Genomic DNA, 12798 nt, shown 5'->3' with positions numbered 1-12798 from the left:
AGGCTGGAAGCGCTCAGCGCAGCCGCTGGCCGTCTTCATCGAACAGATAGGATTTGCGGATGGACACGGTGATCTCCTGGGTGTCGGGGACCTTTGCCGCGTCGCGCTGGATCACCAGGTCTTCGCCATGGGCGGTCCTGGCATAGATGAAGCTGGTGCCGCCGAGATGCTCGACCACGTCGATGCCGACGGTGAGGTCGGCTTCGCCTTCGCCGCCATTGCCGAAATGTTCGGGCCGCACGCCGACAATGACCTTGGCTCCTGTTTCTGGCACGGCGCCGGTCAACGGTTGCATAATGCGGGTCTTTTCCTCGCCTACCAGCTCGACGGTGACGCTGCTCGTGTTGCGCCCGACGACGCGGCCCTTGATGAAATTCATCTTCGGCGAGCCTACAAAGCCGGCGACGAACTGGTTGTCGGGATTGTCGTAGAGATCGAGCGGCCGGCCGATCTGCTCGACATGGCCGCCGCGCAGCACGACGATCCGGTCGGCCAGCGTCATCGCTTCGGTCTGGTCGTGGGTGACATAGATCATCGTCGTGCCGAGCTCCTTGTGCAGGCGCGAGATCTCGACCCGCATCTGGACGCGCAGCTCGGCGTCGAGATTGCTCAACGGCTCGTCGAACAGGAAGACTTGCGGTTCGCGCACGATGGCGCGGCCAATGGCGACGCGCTGGCGCTGGCCGCCGGACAATTGCCTGGGCCGCCGCGTCATCAACTCTGTGATGCGCAGGATTTCGGAGGCCCGCTTCACCCGCCGCTCGGTGTCCTCCTTGGGGTTGCCGGTCATCCTGAGGCCAAAGCTCAGATTCTGCTCCACGCTCATGTGCGGGTAGAGCGCGTAGGACTGGAACACCATGGCGATGCCGCGCTCGGCCGGCTCGACATCGTTCATCACCTTGCCGCCAATGGCGATCTCGCCGCCGCTGATATCCTCCAGCCCGGCGATCATCCTGAGCAGCGTCGATTTTCCACAACCCGACGGGCCGACAAAGACGACGAACTCGCCATCGGCGATATCGATGTTGGCGCCATGGATGATCTCATAGACGCCGAAGCGTTTTACGACATTGGTGAGGGTGACTGCCGCCATATCGCTCTAGTCCTACTTGACGGCGCCGGCGGCGATGCCGGCGATGAAATGGCGCTGCAGCAGAACGAAGACGACCAGCATCGGCACGGTCAGCATGACGGCGCCGGCCATGATGCCGCCCCATGAGACCTTGGTCAGGCCGATCAGCGTGCCCAGCGCCACCGGTGCGGTCATCGCGCCGGGCTGGCTGTTGATCAAAAGCGGCCAGAGATAATTGTTCCACGAAGCGAGGAACAGAATGATGGCGAGCGCCGCCAGCATCGGCCGCGCCAGTGGCAAAGCGACGAACAGGAAGATGCGCCATTCCTTGACGCCTTCGACACGTGCTGCGTCGAAGAGGTCGGCCGGCATCATCGAGAAAGCCTGGCGCATGAACAGCACGCCCAGCGAATTGAACAAGGGTGGCACGATCAACGCAATCCAGGTGTTGGCGAGCTGGAAGTCGCGCGCCACCATGATGAATTGCGGGATCAGCACCACCGCATAGGGCAGCGTGATGGTGCCGAGGATGATCGCCACCACCGCGCCCTTGCCGAAGAACTGATAGCGGGCGAGCGCCCAGCCGGCCATCGAGGTCAGCAGCACCGAGAAGAAGGTGTAGGTCACCGCCACCGCCACCGAAATGCCGATGGCGCCGACGAAATTGGTGTCGCGCTGCAGGTTGTTGAAATTGTCGACGAAATTGCCGTGCGGCAGAAGCTCGATGCCGGGGCTGAAAATGCCGTTGTCGGGCATGGTCGAAAACACCACCATCATCCACAGCGGAAACAGCCAGATCACCGCCAGCGGCGTCAGGACCAGATGCAGCAGGACGCTACGGCCGAGCCGGCGTTGCGAGAGCGAACTCACTTCGGCTCCCCTCTCATTTCGGCTCTCTTGTCAGCCACAGCTGCACCAGCGTGATGGCGATGGCCAGCCCCGCCATCGTGTAGGCGACGGCCGAGGCGTAGCCGAAATTGAGCGAGCGAAAACCCTGGCGGTAGAGCAGCAGGCCAAGCGTCTCGGTGCCGCCGCCGGGGCCGCCGCGCTCGGTGATCAGGAACGGCTCGGTGAACAGCTGCATGGTGCCGATGATCGACAGCACGGCGCAAAACACGATGACCGGCTTGAGCAGCGGCAGCGTTATGTAGAAGAACTGCTTGAGCTTGCTGACGCGGTCGAGCGTCGCTGCTTCATAGACATCCTCGGGGATCGACTGCAGGCCGGCGAGCAGGATGATGGCGTTGTAGCCGGCCCAGCGCCAGGTTACCGCGATCATGATCAGCGCCATCGCCGGTGTGACGTTGGAGAACCAGTCGATCTTGGCCAGGCCGACGCCGGCGAGCAATTTGTTGATGATGCCGAAATCGAGATTGAACATCAGCCGGAACACGGCGGAATAGGCGACCTCGCCGACCACCACCGGAGCGAAGAAGGCGAAGCGGTAGAGGCCACGTGCTTTCAGCAGCGGCGAGTTCAGCAGCACCGCCATGATGATCGCCAGCGAGATCATCACCGGCACCTGGATGACGAGGATGAGCAGCGTGTTCTTCAGCGCGTTGAAGAAAGCGGGGTCGCCGATCAGGCGGCCCCAGTTGAACGTCGGCGCAAAGCGCCAGGGCACCGTGCGCGTCGCCTGGAAGGAAATCATGAACGAGGAGATGATCGGCCACACCCAGAAGATGGCGAAGATCAGGAGGTAGGGCGTGAGGAAGCGATAGGCCGTGGCGTTCTGGTAGCGCATGGTTTCCTCCTCCTTCCGCTTTCCCGGTTGATCCGGTGTGTTGTTGGCTGGCGTCAATTATTAAGGCTTGGCGCCGCCCCTCATCCCCCTGCCGGGACCTTCTCCCCGTATAGTGACGGGGAGAAGGGGCTTGTTGGGACGCCGCCGGCGATTGGCGAACTGTTGGGCGAGAGCGTCCCCTCTCCGTCACTATACGGGGAGAGGATGCCGGCAGGCAGGTGAGGGGCAGCGCCAACGGTCCGGCAAATTGCCCTATATCTGGCCCGCCAACATCTCCGCCTTGGTCACTTGATCGGCAGTCCCGTCGCCGAAGCGATCTGGCTGGCGGCGTCGTCGAGGGCGGCCTTGGCATCGGGATAGCCGCCGCCGAGATATTTGGTCTGCACGGCGCGCATGATGATTTCGGCGTCGCTCTGGAACGGCGTGCCGCGGCTCGGCACCACCTTGGGCAGCGTGGCGAGAATGTCCTTCCACACTGCCTGGCCGCCCCAATAGGGCAGGCCCTGCGAGACGTAGGGGTCGTCGAGGGCCGAGATCAGTGACGGCACCAGGCCGAAATCCCTGAGCATGGTGATCTGGCCTTCATTGGTCTCGAGCGTGTATTTCAGATAGGCGTAGGCGGCCTCCTTGTTCTTCGAGGCTGAGGTGATGGCGAGCGACGAGCCGCCGAGATTGGCCGCGCGCGGGCCGTCGGCGGTGAGGCTCGGCATCAGATAGACACCCCATTTGCCGTTTTCGCCGGCCGATTCGGTGCGGATGGTGCCCTCATACCAGCCGCCATAGACCTGGGTGGCGACGGTGCCGGCGGTGTTGTTGGTGATCTTGGTGCCCCAGTCGGCCGACGAGATGATGCCGGCGTCCTTCATGTCCTTGATCTTGGCCAGCGTGTCGACGCATTTCGGCTGGTTGACGGTGATCGACTGCCCATCGGCGGCGAAATAGCCGCAGCCCTGTTCGTTGGAAATCATGCGGAAGAATTCGGTGTCGCCGTTGAAATCGGCATTGGTCATGGTGACGCCGGGATTGGCGGCCTGGACCTTCTTGCCGGCGGCGATGAAGTCGTCCCAGGTCTTGATCGAGGCCGGATCGACGCCGGCCTTCTCGTAGAAGTCGCGGCGGTAGAAGGCGGCGACTGGGCCGGAATCCCACGGCATGGCATAGGCCTTGTCGCCGACCTCCAGTTCGGTGCGCTTGAAATCCGGGAATTTCTTCTGGTCGTCGGCGGTGTAGCCCAGCGTGTGCAAATCGACGAAGCAATCGGGGAACTGGCTCCAGTAGTTCTCGGCCTCGCCGTTTTCGATCGAGACGATATCGGGTAGGCCGACGCCGCCGGCCGCACAGCCGGCGATCGACTTGTCATAGGTGGGCTGGTTGCCGAGATCCTGAACGGTGACCTTGATGTCGGGATACTGCTTGTTGAAGCCGGCCACCGTCGCCTTCAGCGACGAAGCGGCGATATTCCAGCTCCAGATCGTGATTTCGCCGGACTGCGCCAAAGCCGGGGCTGAGCCCAGGCCAAGCGCCAGCGCGGCACAGATCAGTGTCGTGCGCATTGAAATCCTCCCATTTCATTTGCTCTCTCTTCGCGAGCATGGCTAGACTAGGCGGCGCGGAAGGCTTGTCCCTGACAACGGGAATAAAAGATGGGCGGAAAGTAAGATGCCGGAACGGCCGTTTTACCAGCCTGGCGCCAGCAGCGTCGAAGGCCTGCCGATGGCTTTGCAGATGTTTCACAACCATCCGCTGGTGATGCTGAAGCCGCATTGGCATGCCCAGGTCGAGGTCAATTTCATCGTCCGCGGCAGCGTGCATTACCGCATGAACGAGCACGAGATTTCGCTGTCGGCCGGCGACATGTGCCTGTTCTGGGGCGGGCTGCCGCACCAGATGGACGATCTCTCCGACGACGCCATCTATGCCGGCGCGCATCTGCCGCTGGTGCATTTCTTCCGCCTGCACCTGCCGACGGATGTCCGCCACCGGCTGATGACGGGCGCCACGCTGGTGACATCGGCGACCGACCAGGCCGACCATCACAATTTCGAACGCTGGAACCGCTATTTCCGCTCGGGCGATCCGGCGATAACCGAGCACGCCGTGAACGAGCTGCTGCTGCGGTTGGAGCGGGTGCGCTTCGAGCCCTACCAGCTGGTGCCGGAAACCGCCATCGGCCAGGAACCCGGCGGCCCGTTCGACCAGCAATCGCTGCGCAATGTCGGGCGCATGTGCGACTTCATCGCCGGGAATTTCCTCTACGAGATAGACTGCGTCGACATCGCGGCGGCGGCCGACATCCATCCCAAATACGCCATGAGCATTTTCAAGAAGTCGACCGGCATGACGCTCAACGAATATATGAACCTGTTGCGGCTGAGCTATGCGCAGGCGCTTTTGATGCATGAAGACGCCAATGTGCTGCGCGTCGCCATGGATTCCGGCTTCGGCTCGCTCAGCGCCTTCAACAAATCCTTCCGCAAACTGGCAGGGATGTCGCCCTCGGATTTTCGCCGGGGTGCGGTGGGCCGATAGGTTCGACGGTCGTCTTGATCAACCCGCAGCCGTTCCGGGTGGAAACATGTGCAAGGCTAATCGCGACCACCTTTGTCGGCTGCGATCATCAACTTGGAGAAATTGTCAGCGACTTCGCGTTTCATGAGCGCCTTCCCCCACTCCGTCGCTGCTTCGCAGCGCCACCTCTCCCCCCTCCGGTGGGAGAGGAAAGGCCAGCCGGAGGGCGCCAGCCGGAATCGTTTCGCGCCCTTCCTCTCCCCCGTCGATCGGGGGAGAGGTGCCGAGCGAAGCTCGACGGAGTGGGGGTCGACCTGGCTCGGGCGGTGTCATTTCAAGCCGAGGCCGGTGCCCTGCGCCCGAGGAAACCCGACAATTACCGCCAGCCCAGGTTGGCAATCCTCCAGCGCAATCGTTGCACCATGCAAATCGGCGATGGCCCGTACCAGGCTCAAGCCCAGCCCGCTGCCGGGCGTGGTGCGGCTGGAGTCGAGCCGGTAGAGCCGCTGGAACACTTTTTCGCGCTCCTGCGCCGGGATGCCGGGGCCATTGTCGGCGACCTCAGCCAGAATGCGGTCGCCTTGCCGCCGCACCGATAGAAGGATTGCCGTGCCATCGGGGCAATGCCGCAGCGCGTTCTCAACCAGATTGGCAAACAATTGCGTCAGCAGGTCGCGGTCGCCGTGGACCAGGCATGGCGTGCCGTGGACGATCGTGGCCGACAGCGACTTGCCGTCATCCTCGGCGACACCGGCGTAGATTTCGGCAATGGCATCGATGACGCCGGTGAGGTCGAGATCGACAAAGCGCGCCTTGCGGGCGCCGGCCTCGATCTGGGCAATACGCAACAGCGCATCGAAAGTATCGTTGATCTGCAGGCTTTCCCCACGTGCCTCCGCCAGCTCATCGGCAACGGCCTCACCCCGCGCGGTCCTGTCGGCCGCAGCTTCCAAAATCATCTGCAGCCGGTTGAGCGGCGTCTTCAGATCATGCGCGATGTCGGCGCTGACCTGGCGCATGCCGTCCACCAGCGCCGCCAGCCGCTCCAGCGCGGCGTTGACCTGGCGCGAGACGCCGTCAATGTCGTCGCCATTGCCGAGCAGTGGAATGCGGGCGTCGAGCCGGCCGTTGGAGACATCGTCCATGGTGGTGGCAATGCCGTCGAGGCGACGCTGCACACGCGACGCCAGCAAGGCGCCGCCAGCCACCGCCAGCCCTGAAATGATCAGGGTGGCCCAGCCGAAGTTCATCAAAACGATGCGTTCCAGCTCCTCGGTTTCGGAAAGCGAAAAGGCAATTGTCAGGCTGTTGGGCCCGACCGAACCGGTCCAGGCGCGGTACATAGTGTCCGGCGCAACGCCTGGCAGGGAAGCGGCAAAATCGGAAAAGCCATCCGGAAGGTCGGCGGCGGTGAAATTCCCGGCCAGATGATTGCCGGCGGGATCGGTGAGCGAGAACAGCTGTTCCTTGCTCGGGCTGAGCGCGGCGTGGCTGTCGACTGCCGAAACCAGATCCTCCCGGTCGTTTCCGGCATAGGTCACCGCCACGACCGAATAGGTCTCCTTGACCGACTGGTCGAGCTGCTCGGCAAGATCCGCGCTCATCAGCTGGTAGACGATGGCGCCTGACAGGATGAAGGCGAGCACGAACAGCAAGGCGAAGGTCAGGGCCAGCCGAAACGGCGTGCTGCGCAGCAGGCGAGAGCCTGTCTCAGTCATAGTGCGTTTCAGTCATTGCAAGCTTCAGTCATGGCAAGTTTCTGTCATGCCGCGCCTCAGTCGTGAACACTGTAGCCAGTGCTGCGCACGGTGTGGATCAACGCGGTTTCGAACGGCCTGTCGATCTTGGCGCGCAGCCGGCTGATATGGGTTTCGACGACGCTGGTCTTGGGGTCGAAGTGAAAATCCCAGACCCGTTCCAGAAGCATGGTGCGGGTGATGACGCGGCCCTCGCCGCGCATCAGCACTTCGAGCAGGCTGAATTCGCGCGGCTGCAGGTCGATCGCCTGGCCCTGCCTGGTGACGCGGCGCTGGATCAGGTCCATTTCGAGGTCGGCGATGCGCAGCGTCGTCTTCAGCTCCTGCACCGCAGGGCGACGGCCGAGCGCGTTGATGCGGGCGAGCAGTTCGGAAAAGGCGAATGGCTTGACGAGATAGTCGTCGCCGCCGGCCTCGAGCCCTTCAACCCTGTCGTCGACGCCGCCGACCGAGGTCAGAAAGATCGCCGGCGTACGCACGCCCGCTGCCCGCACCGCCTTGATCATCGACAGGCCGTCGAGGCCGGGCAGCATGCGGTCGACGACGATCACGTCATAGGCGTCGCGTGTCGCGGCAAACAGCGCGTCATGCCCGTCGCGCAGCAGATCGCAGACATGCCCGGCTTCGCTCAGGCCCTTGACGACATAGTCTGCGGTCCTGGGATCATCCTCAACAAGGAGAAGTCGCATCTCTGTTCCGGTCTGTTGCCGAGGCTTTGCCAGAGCGGCATGCTAGCACCGGCGGCGGTCCGTTCCTAGAATATCCGCCGGCGCCTGGTCGCTCGTGGTCGTTGCACATGTCCATAAGTGTCATCCGACCGGATCGCGCGCAGGGACAAGCATCCTGCGCAGCACGGCGTCTTTCAGAATAAAATGATGGAAGAGTGCCGCACCGGCATGAATGCAGATCAGAACGATGAATACCGGCTTTGCCCAAGTATGGACATCGCCCATCCAGCTCCAAACATAAAAGGCCAGAAGCCCGGAAACAGGAGCGGCAACGAGAAGGCCATAGAACAGCGCATGCGTTGTGCGTGAGGCGAAAGCCATCCATTTCGGCATTGTGGATTGCGGCTTGGGCGCACCGATGAAGAGGCGGACGGCCAGTCGCACGAACACCAGCAACAGGATCGCCAGGCCGACCCAGTAATGGGCGGACCCCATGGTCTGCCCGTAGGACGACAGTTGGCGTCTGTCCGCTGCCGCATCGACATAGATTGTCATGTTTTCGCCGAACAGGAGCTGGAACAGGACAAGCGCCGCTATCATCCAATGCAGGCTAATTTGGAGGCCGCTATAACCGGATTTCCTGGAGTTCATTCTTCCGTCCATGAGGTGAGCGCGATAGCTGCCCAGGGCGACCCACGGCAGGGATCCATTGACGTTTTGGCGCGTTCTCGTCGCGTCAGGCGGGCGTGCAGGTGCTTGCATCTACTCCGATTCAAGCAGGATTTTGTCGGCCTCGCCGGTGCCCTTCTTCAGACTCATATAGAGAACGAGGGCGACGATGCAGCCCAGGAAGATCATGCTGGTGAAGGTGGTGCCGAAGCCGAGGCCGCCATATTCGACCGGCTGCGACAGCAGGTCGCCGAACGAGGCGCCAAGCGGCCGCGTCAGGATGTAGGCCAGCCAGAAGGCGAGGATGGCGTCGAGGCCGAAGGCGAAATAGCCGAGGGCGACGAAGACGATGACCGCGCCGAACAAGAAGCCAGTCGTGAGATAGCCAATGTCGAACGTCTCGGCGACAAGGTCGCCGGCCGCGGTGCCGAGCGAAAAGGTGAACAGGATCGCCAGCCAGTAGAAGATCTCGCGCCTGGTGGTGACGATCGTATGGATGGAGAGCGTTCTTTCGCTGGCGTACCAGACCGCGAATGTCGCGGCGAGCAAGACCGTGAAGGCAATCGTGGTGGTTTGCAGACGGACGCCGAAATTGTCGACCAGATTGTCGGTAATCAAGGTGCCGACGACGCTGATCAGCACCACCGCCAGCCAATAGGCCCATGGCACATAACGCTTCTGCGCGAATTGCAGCGCCAGCGCGACGACAAGGATGCCGGTCATGATCAGCGAGGTGACGGTCAGTCCGAAGCCAAGATTGACGGCCAGATAGTCGGCCGCCGTCTCGCCCATGGTGACCGCCAAAAGCTTGATCAGCCAGAATTCGACGGTGACATCAGGGACCCTGTTGGGTGATGCCAGTGCGGCGGGTGCAGTGCTTGCAGACAAGAGCATGATGGGATCCTTGTCGTTTCGGCGGGGACGGGCCTATTCCCCGGTACGTGCGGCGAGGCTTGGTCTTACTTCCCCATGATCTTCATGGCCTGAGCGAAGAAGTCGTCGGCGCGCTTGTCGTCGTCGGCATTGCAGCGCTCGACGCCTTTGGCCTCGAGATCGGATAGTTTTGTCTTGTCCGCGGCGCTCAGCGCCGCCAAGGCTTCCGCCGCGCAGGTCCTTCAGAGCGTCTTCGCAAGGCGTCGCAGCGGAAGCGGCTGAAAAGACCGGGTTGGCGATGGCAATGGCGCAGAGCGAGAAAGCGAGGGTTAGCTTTTTCATGCTGGTGTTCCTGTCTTGCGCCGATATCCAGGCGGTGATGAAACGATGTCCGGCAGGTCGGCCGGCATAAGGACTATGGGCAGGCGACCTCGCCGCAATCTGTCCGCCCGCTTACAAATTCGTAAGAATGGCTGAAATTCCTGCCGGTTGCCTCGCCATCGCCGCACGGAAGCGCTAGTGGGTGGCGAGACACCGGCGCTATGAGCCCTGCCGGAGAGCAGGAACTATGATGAGCTACGCTCCCCCCAAGCCGGCAGCGAAGGCGTTCGACCAGCACAAGCGCCTGCTCGTCATACAAGTGGCGGCAGCCCTCGCCGTCATGCTGTTGCTGTTCACCAAGCCCTTTCTCGTCGAAGGCTCGGACGGGCACGAATACATCGAGGCGCTGGGCATCGGCTTCGTGCTGGTCTGCTTCCTTGGCCGTCTGTGGAGCATTCTCTATGTCGGCGGCAGGAAGAACGACGAGCTGGTCACCATCGGCCCGTTCTCGATGAGCCGGAACCCGCTCTACTTCTTTTCCACGGTCGGCGCGGCGGGCGTCGGGTTGATGTACGGCTCGGTGCTGGTGGCGGCGGCGCTGGCTCTGGTGAGCTACCTGGTGTTCCGGGTGACGGCGCGCAAGGAAGCCGAGTTCCTGTTTGGAAAGTTCGGCCCCGCCTACAGCGTCTATGCCGAACGCACGCCGCCTTTCTGGCCGAACCCGCTGCTGTTTCACGATCAAGCCGAACGCCGGTTCTCGACAAAGGCGTTGCGGCGGACATTCACGGACGGGCTCTATTTCCTGGCGCTGTTCCCGGCCATCGAGACGATTGAGCAGTTGCGGATCAGCGGCATGCTGCCGGTGTTTTTCACCCTCTACTGACCGGAGCGCCGTGCCGCGCGGCGCACGCTGTAGAGCAGGATGACGAGGCAGCCGGGCAGAAGCAGGACGCCGCCGGCAAGCGGCGGCAACGCCAGCAGCTTCACTGCCGCGGCAATCGCCACGATCAACAGCAGCGCCAGCGTCGCAAGGCTGCCGTCGTCGATGAACATGCCGACGAGCTCCTTTAGAATGAGGCGGACGACGTTCATCGAGCAACTCCTTGTGCAGCCTTGGGGTAGCTGGCGCGCAACCAGCGCACCATGGCGAAGCACGCGACGGCGATGATTGCGAAGATGGCCAGCAGCGCCAGATCGGCGCCCGGCCAGTCGGCGCCCAGGCCTTCGCCGGTCCAGAAAATGCCGAAGCTTGTCAACATCAGGCCGACGGCGAATTTGAGCGCGTTTTCCGGCACCCGCGCCAGCGGCCTGTGCACCGCAAGACCGATGATCGTTACCAGGACGAAGGCCGCCAACGCGCCAAGGCTGGCATAGAAGGTCTGTGCATGCGCGGCGCCGACGGCGATGACGATGAACACCACCTCGACGCCTTCGAGCAGCACCGCCTTGAAGGCTGCGAGCCCGGCCAGATAATCGGCGCGGCGGTCATTGGCCTGCTGCTGCAAAGCGGCGGTTTCCTTGGAAAAGGCTGCTTCCTCGTCATGCAGGGCGATGACGCCGACACTGCGCAAAATGGCCTTTCTCAACCAGCGCATGCCAAACAGGACCAGGAGCACGCCGACGACGAACTGCAGCACCGTAATGGGAACCAGCGCCAGCAGCGGTCCGAAGGCCAGCACCAGAGCCGCCAGCACCGCCAGCGCCAGCGCCGCGCCGATCAGCGCTGGCCGCCAGCTGCGGGTGACGCCGACCGCCAGCACGATGGTGAAGGCCTCGACCACTTCGACGAAGGAGGCAAGGAATGAGGCGGTCACGGTGGAAAGTATGGGTGTCAGGCCATTCATGAAGGTTTCCTGTCTGCGGGAATCACTGGGCTGAGAAGGATACAGCGCTCCGGCGGAAGGGAGAACGCGCCGGCATTCTCGCCATACTCTATCTGTTGCGTCTCACCATCGGTGGCCCGATCGCCGGCGTTCGCTACGAGCTGCTCGGCGTCGGCGACAATTTCAAGCCGATCGTGCTAGGCCTTGTCATTGTGCTTGCCGTCATCCTGGACGCCTATCGGGAAAAGCTGTTGAGGGTGATCCGATAAAGCGCGTCGCGCTTTTTGGTTTTTGTTTTATGGATGTCATTTTCCCAGATCCGCCGGACACTCCGGGCGACATGCACTAGGGGACAAGAAATGACGACGATTGCCGATGTCGCGCGCCATGCCGGAGTGTCGGTCGCAACCGTCTCGCATGTGATGAACCGCACGCGCCATGTCGAGCCTGAGACGGCCGAGCGCGTCCATTCGGCCATCGCCGCCTTGCGCTACAGTCCGAACACGCTGGCGCGCAGCCTGAGGCGCGGCGAGACCAAGACCATCGGCCTGCTGCTGCCGGACAATTCCAACCCGTTCTTCGCCGGCGTGGCGCGCCAGATCGAGGATGCCGGCTTCCTTGCCGGCTATACTGTGATCCTGTGCAACTCCGACGGCAGCGCCGAGAAGGAGGAGCGCTACCTCCAGGTGCTGATGGCCAAGCAGATCGACGGGCTGATCTTCGCCGGCTCATCGGATCATGCGCGGGTGTTCTCCAGCCTTCTGCCCGGCGTGCCGGCGGTGCTGATCGACCGCGAGATCCATTCGGTCAATGTCGATTCCGTGCTGGTCGATCACGATCATGGCGGCTATCTCGCCGGCCGCTATCTGGCCGGGCTCGGCCACGAGAAGATCGGCGTCATCGGCGGCCCGCGCGATTCCAGCTCCAGCCCCGCCCGCCTGCGCGGCTTCGCCAGGGCGCTGCAGGAAGCCGGCCTCGACCTGCCGCCGGCCTCGGTGGTGGATTCCGACTATCACTTCGCCGGCGGCCGCACGGCGATGGAGCGGCTGATGGCGCAGGAGCCGGGGATCACGGCGCTGTTTGCCTGTAACGATCTGATGGCCATGGGGGCGCTGACAGTGCTGCGCGGGCGCGGATTGCGGGTCCCAGGCGACATGTCGATGATCGGCTTCGACGACATACCCTATGCCGTCACCACCTGGCCGCCACTGACGACGATCGCACAGCCGGTCGAGAAGATCGGCACGCGGGCGGTGAGCCTGCTGATCGAGCGAGTTGCCGAGCCGGCGGCGCATTCGCGCCGCGAAGTGCTCACCCCGGTGCTCGTCGAACGGGAGAGCTGCGCGCCGTTGCGCGGCTGAAG

15 protein-coding genes are annotated in these 12798 nt (G+C 63.0%); 4 read left to right on the top strand and 11 right to left on the bottom strand.

From position 1 onward, the window contains the following. Positions 1-13: 13 nt before the first annotated feature. The 4 genes from NKI10_RS25830 to NKI10_RS25815 form a co-directional block, all read right to left on the bottom strand. Complete coding sequence (locus NKI10_RS25830) at positions 14-1093, bottom strand: ABC transporter ATP-binding protein (RefSeq protein ID WP_023687606.1); 1080 nt, start codon at positions 1091-1093, stop codon at positions 14-16. Between the two features lie 12 nt (positions 1094-1105). Further along, a complete protein-coding gene (locus tag NKI10_RS25825) occupies positions 1106-1942 on the bottom strand; it encodes a carbohydrate ABC transporter permease (protein ID WP_023672164.1) in 837 nt (278 codons plus the stop codon). 13 nt (positions 1943-1955) lie between these two features. Beyond that, a complete protein-coding gene (locus NKI10_RS25820; protein ID WP_023672163.1) occupies positions 1956-2816 on the bottom strand; it encodes a carbohydrate ABC transporter permease in 861 nt (286 codons plus the stop codon). A 284-nt stretch (positions 2817-3100) separates the two neighbouring features. Next, on the bottom strand, positions 3101-4369 hold the full coding sequence (locus tag NKI10_RS25815; protein WP_023687608.1) for an ABC transporter substrate-binding protein: 1269 nt from the start codon (positions 4367-4369) through the stop codon (positions 3101-3103). Between the two features lie 106 nt (positions 4370-4475). On the opposite strand from NKI10_RS25815, the gene NKI10_RS25810 reads away from it, so the two are divergent. Further along, positions 4476-5345 (top strand): helix-turn-helix domain-containing protein, encoded by an 870-nt coding sequence (locus tag NKI10_RS25810; protein WP_023687609.1) that lies wholly within the window; start codon positions 4476-4478, stop codon positions 5343-5345. A 308-nt stretch (positions 5346-5653) separates the two neighbouring features. Here NKI10_RS25810 and NKI10_RS25805 read toward each other — a convergent pair whose 3' ends face one another. The 5 genes from NKI10_RS25805 to NKI10_RS25785 form a co-directional block, all read right to left on the bottom strand. Continuing rightward, the gene (locus tag NKI10_RS25805; RefSeq protein ID WP_352862252.1) at positions 5654-7042 is read right to left on the bottom strand and encodes a HAMP domain-containing sensor histidine kinase; all 1389 of its coding nucleotides are present in this window, start codon (positions 7040-7042) and stop codon (positions 5654-5656) included. 56 nt (positions 7043-7098) lie between these two features. After that, positions 7099-7770, bottom strand: coding sequence for a winged helix-turn-helix domain-containing protein (locus NKI10_RS25800; protein WP_352862251.1), 672 nt, complete (start codon positions 7768-7770; stop codon positions 7099-7101). 120 nt (positions 7771-7890) lie between these two features. Then, on the bottom strand, positions 7891-8511 hold the full coding sequence (locus NKI10_RS25795) for a cytochrome b (protein ID WP_245260308.1): 621 nt from the start codon (positions 8509-8511) through the stop codon (positions 7891-7893). Then, positions 8512-9312, bottom strand: a complete 801-nt coding sequence (locus NKI10_RS25790; RefSeq protein ID WP_352862250.1) for a COG4705 family protein — start codon at positions 9310-9312, stop codon at positions 8512-8514. Between the two features lie 65 nt (positions 9313-9377). Next, positions 9378-9512: a hypothetical protein gene (locus NKI10_RS25785; RefSeq protein ID WP_352862249.1), complete on the bottom strand. Its 135-nt coding sequence runs from the start codon at positions 9510-9512 to the stop codon at positions 9378-9380. 350 nt (positions 9513-9862) lie between these two features. Here NKI10_RS25785 and NKI10_RS25780 point away from each other — a divergent pair, with 350 nt between their 5' ends. Next, complete coding sequence (locus NKI10_RS25780) at positions 9863-10495, top strand: methyltransferase family protein (protein ID WP_023685059.1); 633 nt, start codon at positions 9863-9865, stop codon at positions 10493-10495. On the opposite strand, the gene NKI10_RS25775 is transcribed toward NKI10_RS25780, so the two are convergent. Further along, positions 10489-10704, bottom strand: coding sequence for a hypothetical protein (locus NKI10_RS25775; protein WP_023672157.1), 216 nt, complete (start codon positions 10702-10704; stop codon positions 10489-10491). The two genes, NKI10_RS25780 and NKI10_RS25775, sit on opposite strands and share 7 nt — an antisense overlap. Next, positions 10701-11456, bottom strand: a complete 756-nt coding sequence (locus tag NKI10_RS25770; protein ID WP_352862248.1) for a COG4280 domain-containing protein — start codon at positions 11454-11456, stop codon at positions 10701-10703. Before NKI10_RS25770 ends, NKI10_RS25775 begins: the two co-directional genes overlap by 4 nt. A 95-nt stretch (positions 11457-11551) precedes the next feature. Here NKI10_RS25770 and NKI10_RS25765 point away from each other — a divergent pair, with 95 nt between their 5' ends. Both NKI10_RS25765 and NKI10_RS25760 read left to right on the top strand, forming a co-directional pair. After that, entirely contained in the window at positions 11552-11704 is a 153-nt protein-coding gene (locus tag NKI10_RS25765; RefSeq protein ID WP_023831912.1) for a hypothetical protein, read from the top strand. A gap of 90 nt (positions 11705-11794) precedes the next feature. Then, the gene (locus NKI10_RS25760) at positions 11795-12796 is read left to right on the top strand and encodes a LacI family DNA-binding transcriptional regulator (protein WP_023831911.1); all 1002 of its coding nucleotides are present in this window, start codon (positions 11795-11797) and stop codon (positions 12794-12796) included. The last annotated feature ends 2 nt before the right edge of the window (positions 12797-12798 follow it).

This window comes from Mesorhizobium sp. M0802, from assembly GCF_040320115.1.
Lineage (GTDB): Bacteria > Pseudomonadota > Alphaproteobacteria > Rhizobiales > Rhizobiaceae > Mesorhizobium.
Note: the sequence above shows the minus strand (reverse complement) of the source record. Positions and strands in the feature narration are given on the sequence as shown.

Bases quoted from the DNA above. Each gene is read 5' to 3' on its own strand.
- NKI10_RS25830 (WP_023687606.1), bottom strand. From the start codon at position 1,093: ATGGCGGCAGTCACCCTCACCAATGTCGTAAAACGCTTCGGCGTCTAT.
- NKI10_RS25820 (WP_023672163.1), bottom strand. From the start codon at position 2,816: ATGCGCTACCAGAACGCCACGGCCTATCGCTTCCTCACGCCCTACCTC.
- NKI10_RS25815 (WP_023687608.1), bottom strand. From the start codon at position 4,369: ATGCGCACGACACTGATCTGTGCCGCGCTGGCGCTTGGCCTGGGCTCA.
- NKI10_RS25810 (WP_023687609.1), top strand. From the start codon at position 4,476: ATGCCGGAACGGCCGTTTTACCAGCCTGGCGCCAGCAGCGTCGAAGGC.
- NKI10_RS25805 (WP_352862252.1), bottom strand. From the start codon at position 7,042: ATGACTGAGACAGGCTCTCGCCTGCTGCGCAGCACGCCGTTTCGGCTG.
- NKI10_RS25800 (WP_352862251.1), bottom strand. From the start codon at position 7,770: ATGCGACTTCTCCTTGTTGAGGATGATCCCAGGACCGCAGACTATGTC.
- NKI10_RS25795 (WP_245260308.1), bottom strand. From the start codon at position 8,511: ATGCAAGCACCTGCACGCCCGCCTGACGCGACGAGAACGCGCCAAAAC.
- NKI10_RS25790 (WP_352862250.1), bottom strand. From the start codon at position 9,312: ATGCTCTTGTCTGCAAGCACTGCACCCGCCGCACTGGCATCACCCAAC.
- NKI10_RS25780 (WP_023685059.1), top strand. From the start codon at position 9,863: ATGAGCTACGCTCCCCCCAAGCCGGCAGCGAAGGCGTTCGACCAGCAC.
- NKI10_RS25775 (WP_023672157.1), bottom strand. From the start codon at position 10,704: ATGAACGTCGTCCGCCTCATTCTAAAGGAGCTCGTCGGCATGTTCATC.
- NKI10_RS25770 (WP_352862248.1), bottom strand. From the start codon at position 11,456: ATGAATGGCCTGACACCCATACTTTCCACCGTGACCGCCTCATTCCTT.
- NKI10_RS25760 (WP_023831911.1), top strand. From the start codon at position 11,795: ATGACGACGATTGCCGATGTCGCGCGCCATGCCGGAGTGTCGGTCGCA.